Raw genomic sequence first — 18,598 nt, forward strand, 5'->3', positions numbered from 1 at the left:
GATTATGTTGTTTAAAATGATGCAATTTGAGCTGCGCTATTTTATGCGTCAGCCCTCTTTCTATATCACGTCACTTATCTTGTTTTTTCTTACTTTTATGGCATCGGTTTCTGACTCGGTGCAAATAGGGGGAAGCAGCAATGTAAATATAAATTCTCCTTACGCAATTTTGCAAGTTATTGCGATTATGTCGGTGTTTGCTATTTTTTTAGTGGTCAACTTTGTTGGAAGCTCAGCTATTCGTGATGACGTGAGTAAACTCAACGAATTAGTTTTGAGCAAGCCACTGAACATAGTTCAGTATAAAGCTGGGAGATTCATCGGGGCTTATTTAGTCACGCTATTAGTGTTTTCAAGCACTATGTTGGGTGTGTGGGTTGGCAGTGGTTTTGGTAGCTTAATGGGTTGGTTAGACAGTGAAATGATAGGTGAAAACCAACTAAGTTATTATTTAGTGCCTTTCTTTTATATTGCAGCTCCTTCTTTGTTTGTTGTCTCATCGCTCATTAATGCTGTGGCAATGCGCTTTCGTAGCATGGTAACGCTCTATCTAGTTGCTGTTGCCCTACTTATTAGCTATTTGGTTGGATCTAATATTTTCTCTGATATCCAATATCGTGAAATCTCAGCTTACCTAGATATGTTTGGTATGTCGGCAATGAGAATGCAGATGGAATACTGGACAATAGCAGAGCGTAATGTAATGGAAATTACGTTAACTGATCAGTTATTACATAATAGGTTAATTTGGGTCGGTGTTGCCTTACTAGCATTGGCAATTGCAGCACTCAATACATCTCATCATTTGGCTCAAAAGCAAAAAGTGAAAGGCAAGGCGAGTAAAAATAATAATACTAATTTTGCAGCTGCACTTAAGTTTAATATAACGGCAAAAGCGACGGGAAATAATGCGTGGTCGCAATTTTTAACGCGTACTTTTTTTGAAGTCAAACAAGTTATAAAAAGCTATTCGTTTGGTATTTTACTTATTTTATCTTTAGCGACATTAATTCCAGCGTTGGTAGGCTCAATGGGTCCATACGGAACTGATGTTTGGCCAGTCACATTTAGAATGGTTGAGCTTATTCAAGGTAGCTTTGGCATATTGATGATGATAGTACTTGTTTACTATTGTGGTGAACTTGTATGGCATGATCGTGAATCCAGAATGGCCGACATTATCGATGCGTACCCTGTTGCGAATTGGGTGTTCTGGGGCTCTAAATATGTAGCGCTGAGTGCTGTTTTATTATTGTTATGCGCATTTGGCTCCGTGGTGACATTGTTTTATCAAATGATGATGGGTATGGCGAACTTTGATATTGCACAATATGTAATTAGACTCGGTTATTTATTTGTACTCGGGCTTATCTTTCAAGGTGGTTTTGCCTTTTTACTACAAGTAATTAGCCCAAATAAATACGTAGGTATGGGATTATATGTGCTGTATTTTATCGCTACTTTGGTGATGAGTAACTATGGTTTTGAGCATAATATGTTTGTAATAGGTCGGACACCAGAGGCGCCTTATTCAGATATTAATGGTTATGGCCACTTTTTAACTGCGGTGCATTGGTATAATTTATACTGGCTAGGTTTTAGTATGATCATTGCTGCACTTAGCTATGCGCTTTGGCCTCGTGGAGCTGGGCAAAATTTAAAAGCACGCGTTCAGTTGTTAGGCTATCAGCTAGGCAATTCAGGTAAAGCGGTTATTGTATGTGGTGCCCTTATTTTTGGTGGTGTAGGAAGTTTTATTTACTACAACACAACGGTTCTCAATCAATTTATAACCAGTGAACAGTATGAAGACTTACAAGAGCAGTATGAGCGTGAGTTCGGTCAGTTTGTAGATGCGGCTTTACCTATTCCAACGGATGTTGTTGTTACTGCTGATATCTACCCTCAAGAACGTCGTATTACAGCTACCGTGATAATGCAGATAGAGAATAAATCGCAACAACCGATTACGCGAGTATTAGTAAATAAGCCTGATAATACTCATAAATGGAGTGTTGAGGTGGATGGCGCGCAACTTGGGGAGTTAAACGAGCAGTATCGTCATGCTTGGTTAGATTTTACTAAACCCATGCAACCAAACGAAAGCCGCGAAATTACAATGAGCGTAGAGCGTTATACCGAAGGGTTTGAAGATAGAGGAAGCGATGAGCGACTTGTGTATAACGGTACTTTTATTGACAACACGGCACTGTTCCCGAGTTTTGGTTATTCCTTTGGTAAGCAAATACAAGATAAAAGTGAGCGTCGTCAAAGGGGTTTGCCAGAGTTAAAACGCGGCAATAAAATTGAAGAAACGCAGTATCATAATCAACCTTTGTTTGCAGATAACTATGTAAGTTTTGCTGCCACAATTTCCACTGATGAGTCGCAAATTGCGATGGTTCCAGGTTACTTGCAATCACAAAGTACTAAAAATGGCCGAACCACGTTTGTATACGAAATGGATGCACCTATGTTGCACTTTTACACTTTACTCTCAATGGAACTTGAGGTGAAAAAAGAGCAGCATCATGGCGTAAACATTGAAGTGTACCATCATAAAGATCATGCTTGGAATGTAGATGCAATGATTCAGTCGACTAAAGATTCTTTAGATTACTTCTCTAAAGAGTTTGGTCCTTATCAGCATAAGCAAATGCGTATTATTGAGTTTCCTCGCTATCGTAGTTTTGCGCAGAGTTTTGCTAATACAGTACCGTATTCTGAAAATATGGGGTTTATTACAGATACACGTGACCCAGATAATATTAATTTTCCTTACTATGTAACATCGCATGAATTGGCGCACCAGTGGTGGGCGCACCAAGTGATTGGCGCGAATGTCGAAGGCTCTAATATTTTATCTGAAATGCTATCGCAATATGCAGCTATCATGGTGATGAAAGAAAAGTATGGTGAAAACAACCTTCGTAAATTCTTAAAGTATGAACTTGATCGTTACTTATTAGGACGCACGACAGAGCTTTATGAGGAACGTACACTTGCACGCGCCGCAGGGCAGCAGTATATCCACTATAACAAAGGTGCCGTGGTAATGATGGCCATACATGATTTGTTAGGTGAGCAGCGCGTAAATGCCGCTTTGCGAGCGTTTTTGCGAGATTACCAATATGCGCAGGAGTTTTACCCAACCACGTTAGACTTTATTGCCTATCTAAAGCGAGGAGCGAGTGAGCAAGAACAAGCATTCATTGAAGATCAATTTAATGCCATTACGTTATATGATTTAAAAATCAGTGATGTTGATGTGCAAGAGGCTGAATCTGCTGATGGGGAACATATCATTACATTGACTATTGCTGCAGCGAAAAAGCATGCCGATGGCGAAGGTAATGAAGAAGATGTACCGCTAGCGCAAATGATAGATGTTGCTTTATTTAGCGCAGATCCGAATGAGATACATAGTGAAAGTGCTGTGATCTATATGCAAAAGCACGAGATAAAAACGGGTGTAAATACCATTATACTAAAGGTAACTGAATTACCTAAATTTGCAGGTGTGGATCCTTTTATTAAGTTAATTGACAAGAAAAGTGGCGATAATATTAAAGCACTGTAGCTTTTAAGTGCAGTATAAAAAATGCCAGTTGTTTTACTGACTGGCATTTTTATAGCTATTGAAAGAGGTTATTGATAGCTAACAGTAAAGTTATTTTTACTATATATAAACTCATTTAGTAAGCAGCCCTCATCCTAAACTTTGTAGAAAATTGTATAAATTTTTGTATAAACCGCTACATTTTCCCCACACCTTCTTACTAACTTAACTTTAGTTATTTTGTACACTGTTGCCATTAAGAGTAAACAACAAGGTATAAGCATGAAGCAGCTAATAATAAGCGTTTTAGTACTAAGTCTAACTGCTTGCTCTGCGGTGACAATTCAGCCACAGCAAGCAGCCAAAATAACAAGCAAAGCGAGTTATGAAGATAGTCGACCGTTCTTTTTATGGGGATTGGTTGGAGAAGAGCGCGTTGATGTGAAAAAAGTATGTGTAGATAAATCAGTGACTCAAATGCAGTCACAACAAACGTTTAGTGATGGAGCACTTAGTTTAATTACACTTGGTATATATGCACCTCACACTATTAAAGTATGGTGCCAAGATGAAATAGTGGGAGAGGCATTATGAGTATTAAGCCACTAATAACAAGTTGTATGCTGATTATATTAACGGGATGTACGAACATTTACTTTGATAATGGTGTACAAGACAACGTGAGCAATAAAACTCAAGAGAGTTCACAATGGCATCATAATTTTGCTCTTGCATTATATGAAGGATCTAAACCGTTAGATTTAAGTACTCATTGCCCACAAGGTGAATGGCAAAGTGTCCATACGTATAAATCGTTTACTAATGGTTTGGCTGAGGTGGCTGTTAATCAAATTGCTCCGGCTTGGTACCCTAAAACAGTTGAAGTGAGTTGTACTAAGGTGCCATTCAAGTAATATTATAAACGAGAAAAGGGCCAAAAGGCCCTTCGTGTTGCAGCAAGTAACACATTCTTTTTTATAAGTTAAAGTCTACAGAGTAAGCTACGTAGGCTTTAATATCTGAATCATCTATATCTGTATCAGACAAACCAAAAGTAAAACCGTCTTTTGAAATAGATATACCGTAATCTAAGATATTGTCGTCACCAATAAAATCACCAGAGTAATGACCTAAATGTAGTGCCATTTCAGTACCGTTACTACCGACAGCAAAGCCATAATCAGCAGTTAGGTAAAGTGAGTCGCCAAAGTCTGTACCGTCACCACTTGCAGCTGATGTTGCAAGTACAGAAGCGCCAAACGTGAAGCCTTCAACACTAATACTACCGTAAATTTCAGAGAAATCTGCGTCAGCTTCAGAAGCTGCGTCTGGGTAAGCGTAATAAATATAACCAACATCGTAACTAACACTTTCGTTAATGTCGCCACCGAAGCCTGCGTATAAGTCAAGCTCGTAGGTCATTTCGTCAGCCCAAGATGCATTTGAAGCCCAAGTACCGGCATAAAAACCAGACTCATTAGCGTAGTCAATACCACCGGATATTGCCGCATCACCACCCGTTTGCTCTTGGCCGCGCCATAAGTAATTTGATGTTGCTGCCGCATTTGCTGTTACTTCAGCTTGAACCGATGTTGAGATTACCGATGTTGCAGCCATTAATGCGATGGTGCTAATCGCAATTGTTTTTTTTAGTTTGAGCATGTCCATTTCCCGTTATATGATTTTTGCATGCCAAGGTTTTATTATGTATTGCTTTAACCTTTTAACTGGATGCATTTTTATTGTTTAACTGGGGAGATGGTGCACTGTGTGTGCCAGCTTGGTTTTATTTATTTTAAAATGTATTTTTATATTTTAAAAATAATGACTTACAAAGGAGTGGTGTTTTTTTATTGAGGTAATTTTAATAAGTGTTCGCACGCTGCTGGTGCATAAATTAACCTAACCGCACCATTAAAGTACAGCTAGGTTAGATTTATTTAGCCGAAAATAGTACGCATTAGACTAATTGTTTCGTTAACGCCTCGACCTTTTTGTACTTCATTAATGATCGAGTCACGTTTGCTGCGAATATGCTCAGGAATATCGTCAGCAGCAAGAGCACGGTCTACTAAAATTTCTGCAGACTCTTTGCCTCTACGTTGAGTTTTACCTGTCGTTGTTGTACTACGCTTAGGCTTGCTAAGTAACTTGATGTAGTTTGAACTGTCAGGTGTTTTAGTGTCTGCATAATAAAAGAAACATGGGATCAGTGCTTTAATAGCAACTAACTGTTCCTCTAGTTCGTTACTTGCATTAGCCATTTTATACCACGACATAGCTTGAATACCTTTAACGATATCTTGCCAGTAACGCTCAAAATCACTATTTTTAAGTTTTGGAACTCCAAGAGCGCCACATAATGCATCTAATCGATTATTTGTAATCGGAGTAAATAAATCAGGGCGGCGCATTGCTAGCAAGCGAGTTGCAGGGGCTAGCGTTGGTTTTTCATTGTTGTCGGTAAACACTTTTGAGTAAGCAGCAACAAATTGCTGGTATTCATATTGAGTGATATCACCTTCAAGTGGGATGTTTGCTAGAGCTGCATCAAAATCACCTGGTAAATCGCTAAGCATTTGATGAAAGCTTTTTGCACTCTTAGTTGAGGCAAACCATTCAACATCAAAGTTGTATGTGCTTGGATCAAGTGACGCCATATGCTTACCGCTAAACGCAAGTAAATCTTCAGGAATCATATCTTTAAGAGATTGTTCACGAATGCTTTTAATGTAGTCTACTAAGCGAAGCTGTTCATCAAGAGCAATAACGTCTTTGTGTTGTTCTACAAATACACTTACAACAGGCCACGGAGCAATACGTAAAGTTTTAACCTGTAAAAAGCTGATAGCTGAAATAAGCTGATCGTGTAGCTTCTTAAGTATAGGTAATTGTTGCGGCTCTAGTAAATCGTAGTTCATACGATCTCTACTTGCATTTAATAGTTCGTAACACCAAGGTAAAAAATCATCAGGGTGGTTTTCTACTTTCACGGCCATAAGGTTAAGGCTTAACTCTGAAGATTGCTTCAGAATGTTCTGATAGATTTGATTTTCTTGTTCGCCTAGCGTCATTTTTGACGGTGAAATTAGCAGTTTTTTCATGCCTTGTAGAATCTCCGGATTAGATATATATTTTTTTGCTGGTCTATTTTAGCGCAATTACATCAATAACAACAGCGCTGTCCTCAATGCTTAATAGTGACAGGGGATAAATATCTATACTTTTCAATGTATCAAGATTAAATTATAGGTAAATATTAGTTATTTTGATTTGAGGTTTTTGTGAGATATTGTCATTAAATTTACAATGTTTAATTTCAAGAGCATTAAATTGAATTATTTAGTTAATGCTTTTTTATAGCATTAACCATTTCATTAGTACTCTACTATATGTTTTTTATGCTGAAATTTTCAGCACGGATTCATATCATGCCAAATAAGTTAAACTAAATAGCATTTTTACAACTTCAGCAATGATTTTAAAGCTAACACTCGCTATGATAAGAACATTATTTGCACGTTTGAAAGGACGATCATGAAAACCTTACTTAAAATTGTAGGTGTAATACTTTTATTATGTATAGCACTAATTGTTGCCGCACCGTTTTTAATTCCTACTGATACTATTTTTAATAAAGTGTCGCAGCAGGTAGAACAAACAACTGGGCGCACTCTTACTATTAAAGGTGATAAAACACTTAGCGTATTCCCTGCATTAAAGTTAGAACTTAACGACGTGCATTTTGCAAATATGGGATCAGGTTCGCGCGCCGACATGGCGAGTATGAAACAGCTTGCTGTACATATACCTTGGTTTTCATTATTTGGTGGTGAGTTTAAATTAGATAAGTTTGTTATAAACGAACCCAATATCCTATTAGAAACCGACAAAAATGGTAAAGCTAATTGGCAGTTGTTTGATGCAGTTGCAGAGCAACCTAAAGAGCAAAGCCAATCAGGTGAAGCAATAAAGCTTCCAGATAACTTTGATATTGAGCTAGGTGAGGTTGCTATTTATGGCGGTACATTTACTTATCTAGATGGTCAAACAGGTACTAAGCAACAAATTAGTGATTTAGAACTCGCTATTTTACTTCCATCACTTCGTAAAACATTAGAAGTAAAAGGGGGTATTACTTATATGCAGGAGCGTTTTGAGCTTGATATAAAATTAGATACTCCAGCTAAAGCAATTGAAGGTGCTACTTTTAATGTTAAACAAACCTTAGATTCTCGTTTAGTTGATTTAACGTTCGAAGGGAGCATCGCTAAGCAAGGCAAAGATATTAAAGGTCAGTTAGCACTAAGCGGTGAGTCTGTTAAAAGTATTGCGAAATGGCAAGGTGTAGAATTAGACGCTAAAGACAATGCTTTTAATGCATTTAGTGTAAACGGTAAAATGCACCTAGCAGGTGAGAAATTTAATTTAGAAGATTTAGCTGCGACGTTAGACGCATTGGAAATAAAAGGTAAGAGCGAGCTTAACCTAGGTAAGCGTTTAGCTGTAAATGCTGATATTGATTTAGGTATGCTTGATTTAAACCCGTACCTACCTGAAGCAGTAGCAAAACAGGAAGAGCCAGTAGAGCAAGAAGATAAGCCTGCAGAGCCAATAGTATGGGATGACACTAAAATTGAGTTAAGTGCATTAAATTCACTAGATGCGAATGTAGTAATTCGTTCAAGTGGATTAAAAGCTAATGATATTAAGTTGGGCGCAAATCAATTTACTGTTGCTTTAAAAAATAGCGTTGCAAAACTAAGCCTAGATAGCTTTTCTGCTTATGAAGGGTCAGGTAAAGGCGTTATCAATGTAAACGCACAACATGTGCCTTATAAAATATCAACTAACTTTGACTTAGCTGGTATAGATGCACAGCCTTTATTAGCGGATGCGGCAGGTTTTGACAAGCTAATGGGTAAGGGTTCTTTAAATTGGAACCTAAGCACAACTGGCCAAAGTCAAAAGTCGTTTATTGGTGCGCTTAACGGAAAACTTGGGTTTGAGTTTGCTGATGGCGCTGTAAAAGGCGCGAATATAGCTGAAATGGTACGTAAAGGTAAGGAGCTTATTTCAGGAAACTTTGGTGCAGCATCTGAAGGGTTAGATACTGGGTTTGAAGAATCAGAGCAAACAGATTTTTCAGCATTAACTGGAAGTTTTAACTTTACTAATGGTGTTGGCAAAAATACCGACCTATCACTTATCAGCCCACTTATTAGAATATCAGGTGAAGGCGATGTTGATTTACCCCAAACAACGGTTAACTACCGTTTAGTTACAGGCATAGTTGGATCGATTGAAGGACAGGGAACGACTGATGACAGTACAGGCTTTAAAATACCACTGCGCATAAAAGGCCCTTTCCACGATGTAGGTATAAAGCTTGACGTTGGCAGTGCGCTCAAAGATGAAGCTAAACAAAAGGTCGATGAGGCAAAAGAAAAGGCAAAAGAAAAAGCAAAAGATAAGATTAAAGATAAATTAAAAGGTTTCTTTGGTTAATTTATTGCGCTCTAAACAAACAAGGCACATTACAGGTGCCTTGTTTGTTTTGTAACCACCTGTAAAATAGCTACATAGCCGGAATTGCTCAGCTTTAATTTCCCATCACTCCAAATTAATTAAAAAATAACCTATCGCTACCCCCTCAATGCTGGTACAATTGCCCGCCCTTAAGAGACAACTCGTTTGTTTTTGAGTGGGATTTAATCGAAATGTCTTGATTTTAAACAAATTTAAGACACGTTGTAATTACTACACCGGAGGTCATTAACATGATCCAAATGCAAACTCAGCTGGAAGTTGCTGATAACAGCGGCGCTCGCAAAGTGCAGTGTATAAAAGTCCTTGGTGGTTCACACCGTCGCTACGCAGCGATTGGCGACATCATTAAAGTTTCTGTTAAAGAAGCTATTCCTCGCGGTAAAGTGAAGAAAGGTGATGTTAAAAACGCGGTAGTTGTGCGTACCAGAAAAGGTGTTCGCCGTCCAGATGGTTCTCTGATCCGTTTTGACAGCAACGCTGCTGTTATCTTAAATGATAACTTACAGCCAATTGGTACACGTATTTTCGGCCCTGTGACTCGCGAACTTCGTAATGATAAGTTCATGAAAATCGTTTCACTAGCCCCAGAAGTACTGTAAGGAGCCAATCATGGCAGCAAAAATACGTCGTGATGACGAAGTAATCGTACTAGCAGGTAAAGACAAAGGTAAGCGCGGAAAAGTGCTTTCAGTTGTTACTGAGTCTGGTCGAATCTTTGTCGAAGGCATAAACTTGATCAAGAAACACCAAAAGCCGGTTCCACAATTGAACCAAGCTGGCGGCATTGTTGAGAAAGAAGCATCTATGGATGCATCAAACGTTGCGATCTTCAACTCGGAAACGAGTAAAGCTGATCGTGTAGGTTTCAAGATTGAAGATGGTAAGAAATTACGTATCTTTAAATCTACTGGTAAAACTATCTAATAGTTGGAGTAGAATGATGGCGAAACTGCATGAAGTATATAAAGACAAAGTAGTAGCTGAACTTCAAGAGAAGTTTGGTTTCAGCTCTGTCATGCAAGTCCCTCAGATCGAAAAGATCACATTGAATATGGGCGTGGGCGAAGCCCTAGCTGACAAGAAGATTTTAGATCACGCAGTAGCTGATCTTGCAGCAATCTCTGGTCAGAAACCTCTAATCACTAAAGCACGCAAATCTGTTGCTGGCTTCAAAGTGCGTGAAGGTTACCCAATTGGTTGTAAAGTAACCCTACGCGGCGAGCGTATGTGGGACTTTTTTGAGCGTTTGGTATCAATCGCTATCCCACGTATTCGTGACTTCCGTGGCGTAAGTGCTAAGTCTTTTGATGGACGTGGTAACTACAGCATGGGCGTACGTGAACAAATCATCTTCCCAGAAATCGATTACGATAAAGTAGACCGTGTACGCGGTATGGATATTACTATCACTACTTCTGCGAAATCTGATGAGGAAGGCCGTGCGTTGTTAGAAGCGTTTAACTTCCCATTTAAGAAATAAGGGTAGGGTTATGGCAAAGAATTCTATGAAAGCGCGCGAAGCTAAGCGCACAAAACTAGTTGCTCAATTCGCTGAAAAGCGTACAGCACTAAAAGCTATCATCACAGATGTTAACACATCTGAAGATGATCGTTGGGACGCGGTTCTTAAGCTACAAGCTTTACCTCGTGATTCTAGCCCTGTACGTCAACGTAATCGTTGTAACATTACGGGCCGCCCACATGGTTACCTTCGCAAATTCGGCATGAGCCGTATTAAAGTTCGCGAAGCAGCTATGCGCGGTGAAATTCCTGGCCTTAAAAAGGCTAGCTGGTAATAGAATCATGGGAGTAAGACTATGAGCTTGCAAGATCCTATCGCGGATTTGTTTACACGTATCCGTAATGGTCAATCAGCGAAGAAAGTATCTGTAACGATGCCAACTTCAAAGCTGAAAGTAGCATTAGCTAAAGTACTAAAAGACGAAGGTTATATCGTAGATTTCGCTGTTAACAGTGAAGCGAAACCTGAGCTTTCTATCGAGTTAAAGTACTTCGAAGGCAAAGCTGTAATTGAAAATATCCAGCGTGTAAGTCGCCCTGGTTTACGTATCTATAAGAAACGTGACCAATTACCTAAGGTAATGGGTGGTCTTGGTATCGCTATCGTATCAACTTCTAAAGGCCTAATGACAGACCGCACAGCACGTAGTGCTGGTGTTGGTGGTGAAATCATTGGTTTTGTAGCTTAATCGGAGGGGAACTATGTCTCGCATAGCAAAGGCACCAATTACTGTTCCTGCCGGTGTAGAAGTTACATTAAAAGGCCAGGAAATCACAGTTAAAGGCAAAAACGGTGAACTAACTCGTACTATCAACAACGCTGTTGAAGTACAAGTTAATGACAACGTTATTACAACTTTACCTCGTGATGGCGTAGCTAATGCATGGGCTCAAGCAGGTACTGCTCGTGCTCTAATCAACAACATGGTTGTTGGTACGCATGAAGGTTACGAGAAGAAACTTCAGTTAGTAGGCGTTGGTTACCGTGCAGCAGCTAAGGGTAAAGTTTTAGACTTAACACTTGGTTTCTCACATCCAGTTAATTTCGCAGTTCCTGAAGGAATTACGATTGAAACTCCAAGCCAAACAGAAGTTCTAGTTAAGGGCGTAGATAAGCAGTTAGTTGGTCAAACAGCTGCTAACATTCGTGCATACCGTAAACCTGAGCCTTATAAAGGTAAGGGTGTTCGTTATTCAGATGAGAATGTACGCCGTAAAGAGGCTAAGAAGAAGTAAGGTAAGACGATGGATAAAAAAACAGCTCGTCTACGTCGTGCTAAACGCACTCGTAGAAATTATATTGAACAAGGCACAACGCGTCTTGTTATCCACCGCACGCCACGTCACATATATGCTCAAGTAGTAAATGCTGAGGGTAATGTACTGGCTGCTGCTTCTACTGTTGAAAAGGCTATTAGCGAAACAGTTAAAGGCACCGGTAACGTTGAAGCTGCGCAAGCAGTTGGCAAAGCGGTTGCTGAACGTGCGGCTGACAAAGGCATCGAAAAGATTGCTTTTGATCGCAGTGGCTTTAAATATCACGGCCGTGTGAAGGCGCTAGCTGATGCTGCGCGTGAAGCCGGTTTGCAATTCTAGGAGTAGACAATGGCTAACGTAGAAGCAAAGCAACAACAGCCTGATCTAGCTGAAAAGCTAATCGCGGTAAACCGTGTGTCTAAAGTAGTTAAAGGTGGTCGTATCTTTAGCTTTACTGCACTAACTGTAGTTGGTGACGGCGCAGGTAAAGTAGGTTTTGGTTATGGTAAAGCACGTGAAGTTCCAGCTGCTATTCAAAAAGCAATGGAAAAGGCACGTCGCAACATGATTAACGTAGACCTAAATGGCAATACATTACAGCATCCTGTTAAGGGACGTCATGCTGGCTCACTAGTGTTCATGAAACCAGCATCTGAAGGTACTGGTATCATCGCAGGTGGTGCTATGCGTGCAGTACTAGAAGTTACTGGTGTGCAGAACGTACTTTCTAAATGTTACGGTTCTACTAACCCGATCAACGTGGTACGTGCAACGATTTCGGCTCTTGAGAATATGAATTCTCCACAGTCTATCGCTGCAAAACGTGGCCTTCGCGTAGACGAAATTCTGGGGTAACCATGGCAAATCAAACTGTAAAAGTAACACAAGTAAAAAGCTCTATCGGTCGTTTACCGAAACATAAAGCTACATTACGCGGTCTTGGTTTACGTCGTATCAACCACACTGTTGAGTTAGAAGACACAGCATGTGTACGTGGTATGATAAACAAGGTTTCTTACATGGTTAAGGTAGAGGGTTAATTCGATGCATTTGAATACACTTTCACCTGCTGCAGGTTCAAAAACTGCTCCAAAACGTGTTGGTCGTGGTATCGGTTCTGGTCTAGGTAAGACTGGTGGTCGTGGTCACAAAGGTCAAAAGTCACGTTCTGGCGGTAAAGTACGCGTTGGTTTTGAAGGCGGTCAAATGCCTATGCAACGTCGTCTACCAAAATTTGGTTTCACTTCTCGCAAATCTTTAGTATCTGCAGAAATAAACCTTTTTGAAATCGCTAAAGTAGAAGGCGATGTGGTAGACCTAAGCGCGTTACAAGCAGCTGGTCTAGTTAAAAAGAACGTTCTTTTCGTTAAAGTTGTTAAATCTGGCGAAGTTTCACGCGCTGTTACCGTTAAAGGCCTTAAAGCCTCTAAAGGTGCTCGCGAAGCAATTGAAGCTGCCGGAGGCAAGGTAGAAGACTAAGGAAGTACTAATGGCTAAACCAGGTCAAGATACACAAAGTGCACAAAGTGGACTTTCGGAATTGAAGCGCCGATTACTCTTCGTATTGGGTGCTATCATAATTTACCGTCTAGGTTCATTTGTGCCGATCCCTGGGATTGACGCCGCTGTACTTGCCGATTTCTTCGAGCAACAAAAGGGCACCATTGTTGAAATGTTCAACATGTTCAGTGGTGGTGCACTTGAGCGAGCTTCAGTGTTAGCACTGGGTATTATGCCGTATATTTCGGCTTCGATTATTACGCAACTATTAACGCATATGTATCCTCCGTTTATAGAGCTTAAGAAAGAAGGTGAACAAGGGCGTAAAAAAATTAGCCAGTACACACGCTATGGCACGCTTGTGCTAGCTACTATTCAATCAATCGGTATTGCTACTAGCTTACCGGGCATGATGGAGGGGTTAGTAGTTAACCCTGGTATGGGTTTCTATTTCACCGCAGTGGTGAGTTTAGTAACTGGTACTATGTTCCTTATGTGGTTGGGTGAACAGATAACAGAACGTGGTATCGGCAACGGTATTTCTGTTCTAATATTTGTTGGTATTGTAGCTAACTTGCCGTCTGCTATTGGTTCGACAGTCGAAATGGCGCGCCAAGGTGATTTGAATGTTTTTGTACTGTTGATGGTTGCGGTAATCGTATTCGCTGTTACTTATCTTGTAGTGTTTTTTGAACGTGGACAACGTCGTATTGTTGTTAACTACGCAAAGCGCCAACAAGGTCGTCAAGTATTTGCTGCTCAAAGCACGCATTTACCACTAAAAGTAAATATGGCGGGTGTTATTCCACCAATCTTCGCTAGCAGTATAATTCTGTTCCCTGGTACAATTGCAAGCTGGTTCGGCCAAGGTGAAGGTCCGGTCGCTGATGTATTACAAGCTGTTGCTACTACGCTGACTCCAGGTCAACCGTTGTACTCACTTGTTTTAGCTGCGGCTATTATCTTCTTCTGCTTTTTCTATACAGCGTTGGTGTTTAACCCGCGTGAAACTGCAGACAACCTTAAGAAATCTGGCGCATTTATCCCAGGTATTCGACCAGGTGAGCAGACATCTAAATACATTGATAAAGTGATGACACGCCTGACATTGGCAGGTGCTTTGTATATAACCTTTATCTGTCTGGTGCCTGAATTCATGACTATGGCATGGCAAACGCCATTCTATTTCGGCGGTACATCAATTTTGATTATCGTTGTTGTAATCATGGACTTTATGGCACAAGTACAGACTCACCTGATGTCTCATCAGTATGATTCTGTGCTGAAAAAAGCGAACCTTAAAGGCTACGGTCGATAAGGTCAGTTTACGGAGTTGAGCAATGAAAGTACGTGCTTCCGTTAAGAAAATATGCCGTAACTGTAAAGTTATTAAACGTGCTGGTGTAGTACGCGTAATTTGCAGTGAGCCTAAGCATAAGCAAAGGCAAGGCTAAGTAAACAGTCGTGCAGGCTGAGTTTTCTCGGCCTGTGTTTTTAGTAGTAATTTGGTCTTCGTTTGAGTATCCTTACGGGCTTTTCAAACTTATGATTACCAAATTCGAATATAGGAGATGTGTTAGTGGCCCGTATTGCTGGCATTAACGTCCCTGATCATAAACATGCAGTTATTGGTTTAACAGCTATTTATGGCATAGGTAAGACTCGCTCTAAGGCTATCTTAGAAGCGACTGGTATCGCCGAAACCACAAAAATCGGTGAACTTTCAGACGAAATTCTTGACGTACTGCGTGATGCAGTTGGCAAGTACACTGTTGAAGGTGATCTTCGTCGTGAAGTTACTTTAAATATCAAGCGCCTAATGGACCTTGGTTGTTATCGTGGCCTACGTCACCGTCGCTCTTTACCACTACGTGGTCAAAGAACTAAGACTAACGCGCGCACCCGTAAGGGTCCTCGTAAGCCTATTAAGCGATAAGGGGATAGTATTATGGCTAAGACACCAATTCGTCGTAAAAAGGTTAAAAAACAAGTTGCTGATGGTATGGCTCATGTTCATGCGTCTTTCAACAACACTATTGTAACGATTACCGACCGTCAAGGTAATGCATTATCATGGGCTACTGCCGGTGGTTCAGGTTTCCGTGGTTCACGTAAATCTACACCATTTGCTGCTCAGGTTGCTGCAGAGCGTGCAGGTACTGCTGCTCAAGAATACGGTTTAAAGAATCTAGAAGTTTTCATCAAAGGTCCAGGTCCAGGTCGTGAATCTGCTGTACGTGCTTTGAATGCTGCTGGTTACCGTATTACCAACATTACTGACGTGACGCCAATACCACATAATGGTTGTCGTCCACCGAAGAAACGTCGCGTTTAACAATAGGTTAGGAGAAATAACATGGCAAGATATTTGGGCCCTAAGCTCAAGCTGAGTCGTCGTGAAGGTACTGACCTGTTCCTTAAGAGCGGCGTAAGAGCTATCGACTCTAAGTGTAAACTTGAGACTGCACCTGGTCAGCACGGCGCTCGTAAAGGTCGCTTATCTGATTACGGTTTACAATTACGTGAAAAGCAAAAAGTACGTCGTATCTACGGTGTATTAGAAAAGCAATTCCGTAACTACTACAAAGAAGCTGCTCGCCTTAAAGGCAACACAGGTGAAAACTTGTTACAGCTTTTAGAGCAACGTTTAGACAATGTTGTATATCGCATGGGTTTTGCTAGCACACGTGCAGAAGCACGTCAGTTAGTAAGCCATAAAGCGATTTTAGTTAATGGTCGTGTTGTGAACATTCCTTCATACGTAATTACACCAGAAGATACTGTTGTAATCCGTGAGAAGTCTAAGACACAAGCACGTATCATCGCTGCTCTAGAGTTGGCTGAGCAACGTGAAAAGCCGACTTGGGTTGAAGTTGACGGTAAGAAATTGGAAGGCAGCTTTAAGCGTCTACCTGAGCGTTCAGACCTGTCTGCGGACATTAATGAACAACTAATCGTCGAACTTTACTCTAAGTAAAGTTAAGAGTTAAGAGAGGATAAAATGCAGGGTTCTGTTACAGAATTTCTAAAACCAAGGTTAGTCGACATCGACGCTATCAACCCAACGCGTTCTAAAATAGTTTTAGAACCATTAGAGCGAGGCTTTGGCCATACTCTGGGTAATGCTTTACGCCGTATATTACTTTCATCTATGCCTGGATGTGCAGTAACTGAAGTTGAAATCGACGGTGTATTACATGAGTACAGCGCGAAAGAAGGCGTTCAAGAAGACATCATTGAAATACTATTAAACCTTAAAGGTTTAGCAGTAACGTTAGAAGGCAAAGATGAAGTTTTTCTGACCCTGACTAAATCTGGTGTAGGCCCTGTTACTGCGGCTGATATTCAGCACGATGGCGATGTAACAATTGCTAATCCAGATCACGTTATTTGTAATTTAACTACAAATAACAGCGAGATCAGCATGCGTATTCGTGTTGAACGTGGTCGTGGTTATGTGCCGGCATCTAGTCGTTTATCCTCTGATGACGATGAGCGTCCAATTGGTAGATTGTTGCTTGATGCATCATTTAGCCCAGTTGAACGTATTGCGTACTCGGTTGAATCAGCTCGAGTTGAGCAACGTACAGATTTAGACAAATTAATCATTGATATGGAAACAAACGGCACTTTAGATCCAGAAGAAGCGATCCGCCGTGCGTCTACTATCTTAGCTGAGCAATTAGATGCATTCGTAGATTTACGCGATGTAACTGAGCCAGAAGAGAAAGAAGAGAAGCCAGAATTCGATCCTATTCTACTTCGTCCAGTTGATGATCTTGAACTAACAGTACGCTCAGCAAATTGTTTGAAAGCCGAGCAAATTCAATATATTGGTGATTTAGTTCAGCGCACTGAAGTTGAGCTTCTTAAAACGCCTAATCTAGGTAAGAAGTCTCTAACTGAAATTAAAGACGTGCTAGCTTCACGTGGTCTTTCTCTGGGCATGCGCCTAGAAAATTGGCCGCCTGCAAGTTTAGCTGAATAATCTAAATTACTATATTAGTTTAGTTAGAAGGATAGGGTCATGCGCCATCGTAAGAGTGGTCGTCAATTAAACCGTAACAGTAGCCATCGTAAAGCGATGTTTAGCAATATGGCAGGTTCTTTGGTGAAACATGAAATCATCAAAACTACTTTGCCTAAAGCGAAAGAGTTACGTCGTGTAATTGAACCTTTAATCACACTGGCTAAGACTGACAGTGTAGCAAATCGCCGTTTAGCGTTTGCTCGCACGCGTGATAATGAAGTTGTTGGTAAATTATTCAGTGAAATCGGTCCGCGTAATGCAGATCGTCCAGGTGGTTACACTCGTATTCTTAAGTGTGGCTTCCGTACTGGTGATAATGCACCAATGGCTTATATTGAACTAGTTGGTCGCCCAGCGACTAGCGAAGCAGTTCAAGAAGACGCACAGTCTGCAGAGTAAGTCTTAAAGAAACCTAAAAGCCGAGCAATGCTCGGCTTTTTCTTGCCTAAAATTTATTAAGTCCCCTCCAACAGAATATTTCTTCCTAAAGTTCCTATTTTATAAGCTTATATGGATTCATTTAAAACTTTTATCAGCGATATCTTTTCATCAAGAGTGGTTTATTAACTATCCTAATGACTTTTTTAAACTCAAGACGGCTAATTGAATTGGCTTCATAATAAATAAATAAGCAAACACTAAATTTAGCTGATATTTAACATCTTACACTTTCTATTGAGCCTCAACGGCCACAGACTTAAATAGTTCCATTTTTTAAACCGAACTAAATTCACGTAGAGCATAGCAAGTCAATTCAAGAATGCTCTTTGTATTTGCCTTATCTAATTGTTACTCCTTATAAAGAAGCAATTTGAACTTTGTGTAGCAGTATAGATCATTTATTAATGAATAGGATTCGAATGGATCCCATTTCGAAAGGGTGATTATGGCTTTTAATACTCGTTTTTACATTAACTAGCTATATAAACTAGTAAAGACACACTGTTTAGTGTTGTTTTTGACCGTTTAGCTCAAATAGTCAGCGAACAGCACATTATTTCAAGTTTTCTTCAAAAAAGGGTTGATCTGTTTTCGGATCTCCCTATAATGCGACCCCACTGAGACGGGAAACGCCGAAGCATAGCTAGGCACGAACTACTCAGAGAGTTAAATAAAACTTCGGTTTTAAATCTTCCAAAAGAAAGTTTAAAACAAAGTGTTGACTCGAAAAATAAAGGGTG

The 18,598-nt window shown here is 40.3% G+C and carries 23 protein-coding genes; 21 read left to right on the top strand and 2 right to left on the bottom strand.

The genetic code is table 11. The features are described 5' to 3' along the window. Positions 1 to 4 precede the first annotated feature (4 nt). The 3 genes from DC53_RS06040 to DC53_RS06030 all read left to right on the top strand — a co-directional run bounded on the left by DC53_RS06040 (position 5) and on the right by DC53_RS06030 (position 4,473). Positions 5 to 3,580, top strand: coding sequence for an ABC transporter permease/M1 family aminopeptidase (locus DC53_RS06040; protein ID WP_007376454.1), 3,576 nt, complete (start codon positions 5 to 7; stop codon positions 3,578 to 3,580). Positions 3,581 to 3,841: 261 nt separating this feature from the next. Beyond that, on the top strand, positions 3,842 to 4,153 hold the full coding sequence (locus DC53_RS06035; RefSeq protein ID WP_033030951.1) for a Bor family protein: 312 nt from the start codon (positions 3,842 to 3,844) through the stop codon (positions 4,151 to 4,153). After that, positions 4,150 to 4,473 carry a Bor/Iss family lipoprotein gene (locus DC53_RS06030; protein WP_033030953.1) on the top strand — a complete coding sequence of 108 codons (324 nt, stop codon included), beginning with the start codon at positions 4,150 to 4,152 and terminating at the stop codon, positions 4,471 to 4,473. Before DC53_RS06035 ends, DC53_RS06030 begins: the two co-directional genes overlap by 4 nt. Before the next feature lie 61 nt (positions 4,474 to 4,534). Here the strand turns inward: DC53_RS06030 and DC53_RS06025 are convergent, their stop codons facing one another. Next, entirely contained in the window at positions 4,535 to 5,221 is a 687-nt protein-coding gene (locus DC53_RS06025) for a TorF family putative porin (protein WP_033023360.1), read from the bottom strand. A gap of 278 nt (positions 5,222 to 5,499) precedes the next feature. Next, positions 5,500 to 6,663: a hypothetical protein gene (locus DC53_RS06020; RefSeq protein ID WP_033023362.1), complete on the bottom strand. Its 1,164-nt coding sequence runs from the start codon at positions 6,661 to 6,663 to the stop codon at positions 5,500 to 5,502. A gap of 433 nt (positions 6,664 to 7,096) precedes the next feature. Here DC53_RS06020 and DC53_RS06015 point away from each other — a divergent pair, with 433 nt between their 5' ends. The 18 genes from DC53_RS06015 to rplQ all read left to right on the top strand — a co-directional run bounded on the left by DC53_RS06015 (position 7,097) and on the right by rplQ (position 17,816). After that, positions 7,097 to 9,067 (top strand): AsmA family protein, encoded by a 1,971-nt coding sequence (locus DC53_RS06015; protein WP_033030955.1) that lies wholly within the window; start codon positions 7,097 to 7,099, stop codon positions 9,065 to 9,067. Between the two features lie 272 nt (positions 9,068 to 9,339). After that, a complete protein-coding gene (rplN, locus tag DC53_RS06010; RefSeq protein ID WP_002959498.1) occupies positions 9,340 to 9,708 on the top strand; it encodes a 50S ribosomal protein L14 in 369 nt (122 codons plus the stop codon). A 10-nt stretch (positions 9,709 to 9,718) separates the two neighbouring features. Continuing rightward, complete coding sequence (rplX, locus tag DC53_RS06005) at positions 9,719 to 10,033, top strand: 50S ribosomal protein L24 (RefSeq protein WP_002959496.1); 315 nt, start codon at positions 9,719 to 9,721, stop codon at positions 10,031 to 10,033. 16 nt (positions 10,034 to 10,049) lie between these two features. After that, complete coding sequence (gene rplE / locus DC53_RS06000; protein WP_024610257.1) at positions 10,050 to 10,589, top strand: 50S ribosomal protein L5; 540 nt, start codon at positions 10,050 to 10,052, stop codon at positions 10,587 to 10,589. A 10-nt stretch (positions 10,590 to 10,599) separates the two neighbouring features. Beyond that, positions 10,600 to 10,905, top strand: coding sequence for a 30S ribosomal protein S14 (gene rpsN, locus DC53_RS05995; protein ID WP_033016334.1), 306 nt, complete (start codon positions 10,600 to 10,602; stop codon positions 10,903 to 10,905). A 21-nt stretch (positions 10,906 to 10,926) separates the two neighbouring features. Then, the gene (gene rpsH / locus DC53_RS05990; RefSeq protein WP_007376462.1) at positions 10,927 to 11,319 is read left to right on the top strand and encodes a 30S ribosomal protein S8; all 393 of its coding nucleotides are present in this window, start codon (positions 10,927 to 10,929) and stop codon (positions 11,317 to 11,319) included. Positions 11,320 to 11,332: 13 nt separating this feature from the next. After that, on the top strand, positions 11,333 to 11,866 hold the full coding sequence (gene rplF, locus DC53_RS05985) for a 50S ribosomal protein L6 (protein ID WP_007376463.1): 534 nt from the start codon (positions 11,333 to 11,335) through the stop codon (positions 11,864 to 11,866). A 9-nt stretch (positions 11,867 to 11,875) separates the two neighbouring features. Next, the gene (rplR, locus tag DC53_RS05980; protein ID WP_002959486.1) at positions 11,876 to 12,226 is read left to right on the top strand and encodes a 50S ribosomal protein L18; all 351 of its coding nucleotides are present in this window, start codon (positions 11,876 to 11,878) and stop codon (positions 12,224 to 12,226) included. 9 nt (positions 12,227 to 12,235) lie between these two features. Next, positions 12,236 to 12,742, top strand: a complete 507-nt coding sequence (gene rpsE / locus DC53_RS05975; protein WP_002959485.1) for a 30S ribosomal protein S5 — start codon at positions 12,236 to 12,238, stop codon at positions 12,740 to 12,742. Positions 12,743 to 12,744: 2 nt separating this feature from the next. Then, positions 12,745 to 12,927 (top strand): 50S ribosomal protein L30, encoded by a 183-nt coding sequence (gene rpmD, locus DC53_RS05970; protein ID WP_002959482.1) that lies wholly within the window; start codon positions 12,745 to 12,747, stop codon positions 12,925 to 12,927. Positions 12,928 to 12,931: 4 nt separating this feature from the next. Further along, entirely contained in the window at positions 12,932 to 13,366 is a 435-nt protein-coding gene (gene rplO / locus DC53_RS05965; RefSeq protein WP_002959480.1) for a 50S ribosomal protein L15, read from the top strand. Between the two features lie 10 nt (positions 13,367 to 13,376). Further along, complete coding sequence (gene secY / locus DC53_RS05960; RefSeq protein WP_007376464.1) at positions 13,377 to 14,705, top strand: preprotein translocase subunit SecY; 1,329 nt, start codon at positions 13,377 to 13,379, stop codon at positions 14,703 to 14,705. A 22-nt stretch (positions 14,706 to 14,727) separates the two neighbouring features. Beyond that, positions 14,728 to 14,841, top strand: a complete 114-nt coding sequence (gene rpmJ / locus DC53_RS05955) for a 50S ribosomal protein L36 (RefSeq protein ID WP_002959476.1) — start codon at positions 14,728 to 14,730, stop codon at positions 14,839 to 14,841. A 125-nt stretch (positions 14,842 to 14,966) separates the two neighbouring features. Further along, positions 14,967 to 15,323, top strand: coding sequence for a 30S ribosomal protein S13 (rpsM, locus tag DC53_RS05950; RefSeq protein ID WP_002959473.1), 357 nt, complete (start codon positions 14,967 to 14,969; stop codon positions 15,321 to 15,323). A 12-nt stretch (positions 15,324 to 15,335) separates the two neighbouring features. Beyond that, entirely contained in the window at positions 15,336 to 15,722 is a 387-nt protein-coding gene (gene rpsK, locus DC53_RS05945) for a 30S ribosomal protein S11 (RefSeq protein WP_002959471.1), read from the top strand. A gap of 21 nt (positions 15,723 to 15,743) precedes the next feature. Beyond that, on the top strand, positions 15,744 to 16,364 hold the full coding sequence (gene rpsD, locus DC53_RS05940) for a 30S ribosomal protein S4 (RefSeq protein WP_002959461.1): 621 nt from the start codon (positions 15,744 to 15,746) through the stop codon (positions 16,362 to 16,364). 24 nt (positions 16,365 to 16,388) lie between these two features. Then, positions 16,389 to 17,375 carry a DNA-directed RNA polymerase subunit alpha gene (locus tag DC53_RS05935; protein ID WP_002959452.1) on the top strand — a complete coding sequence of 329 codons (987 nt, stop codon included), beginning with the start codon at positions 16,389 to 16,391 and terminating at the stop codon, positions 17,373 to 17,375. Between the two features lie 39 nt (positions 17,376 to 17,414). Then, positions 17,415 to 17,816, top strand: coding sequence for a 50S ribosomal protein L17 (gene rplQ, locus DC53_RS05930; RefSeq protein ID WP_002959450.1), 402 nt, complete (start codon positions 17,415 to 17,417; stop codon positions 17,814 to 17,816). Positions 17,817 to 18,598 lie beyond the last annotated feature (782 nt).

The sequence above is a fragment of the Pseudoalteromonas fuliginea genome (assembly GCF_000690055.1).
Lineage (GTDB): Bacteria > Pseudomonadota > Gammaproteobacteria > Enterobacterales > Alteromonadaceae > Pseudoalteromonas > Pseudoalteromonas fuliginea.

Coding starts and splice junctions, on each gene's coding strand:
- rplE (WP_024610257.1), top strand. CDS start 10,050: ATGGCGAAACTGCATGAAGTATATAAAGACAAAGTAGTAGCTGAACTT.
- rpsK (WP_002959471.1), top strand. CDS start 15,336: ATGGCTAAGACACCAATTCGTCGTAAAAAGGTTAAAAAACAAGTTGCT.
- DC53_RS05935 (WP_002959452.1), top strand. CDS start 16,389: ATGCAGGGTTCTGTTACAGAATTTCTAAAACCAAGGTTAGTCGACATC.
- rplO (WP_002959480.1), top strand. CDS start 12,932: ATGCATTTGAATACACTTTCACCTGCTGCAGGTTCAAAAACTGCTCCA.
- DC53_RS06015 (WP_033030955.1), top strand. CDS start 7,097: ATGAAAACCTTACTTAAAATTGTAGGTGTAATACTTTTATTATGTATA.
- rpsN (WP_033016334.1), top strand. CDS start 10,600: ATGGCAAAGAATTCTATGAAAGCGCGCGAAGCTAAGCGCACAAAACTA.
- rplX (WP_002959496.1), top strand. CDS start 9,719: ATGGCAGCAAAAATACGTCGTGATGACGAAGTAATCGTACTAGCAGGT.
- secY (WP_007376464.1), top strand. CDS start 13,377: ATGGCTAAACCAGGTCAAGATACACAAAGTGCACAAAGTGGACTTTCG.
- rpmJ (WP_002959476.1), top strand. CDS start 14,728: ATGAAAGTACGTGCTTCCGTTAAGAAAATATGCCGTAACTGTAAAGTT.
- rpsE (WP_002959485.1), top strand. CDS start 12,236: ATGGCTAACGTAGAAGCAAAGCAACAACAGCCTGATCTAGCTGAAAAG.
- DC53_RS06020 (WP_033023362.1), bottom strand. CDS start 6,663: ATGAAAAAACTGCTAATTTCACCGTCAAAAATGACGCTAGGCGAACAA.
- rpsH (WP_007376462.1), top strand. CDS start 10,927: ATGAGCTTGCAAGATCCTATCGCGGATTTGTTTACACGTATCCGTAAT.
- rplQ (WP_002959450.1), top strand. CDS start 17,415: ATGCGCCATCGTAAGAGTGGTCGTCAATTAAACCGTAACAGTAGCCAT.
- rplR (WP_002959486.1), top strand. CDS start 11,876: ATGGATAAAAAAACAGCTCGTCTACGTCGTGCTAAACGCACTCGTAGA.
- DC53_RS06025 (WP_033023360.1), bottom strand. CDS start 5,221: ATGCTCAAACTAAAAAAAACAATTGCGATTAGCACCATCGCATTAATG.
- rplN (WP_002959498.1), top strand. CDS start 9,340: ATGATCCAAATGCAAACTCAGCTGGAAGTTGCTGATAACAGCGGCGCT.
- rpmD (WP_002959482.1), top strand. CDS start 12,745: ATGGCAAATCAAACTGTAAAAGTAACACAAGTAAAAAGCTCTATCGGT.
- rpsD (WP_002959461.1), top strand. CDS start 15,744: ATGGCAAGATATTTGGGCCCTAAGCTCAAGCTGAGTCGTCGTGAAGGT.
- DC53_RS06040 (WP_007376454.1), top strand. CDS start 5: ATGTTGTTTAAAATGATGCAATTTGAGCTGCGCTATTTTATGCGTCAG.
- DC53_RS06035 (WP_033030951.1), top strand. CDS start 3,842: ATGAAGCAGCTAATAATAAGCGTTTTAGTACTAAGTCTAACTGCTTGC.
- DC53_RS06030 (WP_033030953.1), top strand. CDS start 4,150: ATGAGTATTAAGCCACTAATAACAAGTTGTATGCTGATTATATTAACG.
- rplF (WP_007376463.1), top strand. CDS start 11,333: ATGTCTCGCATAGCAAAGGCACCAATTACTGTTCCTGCCGGTGTAGAA.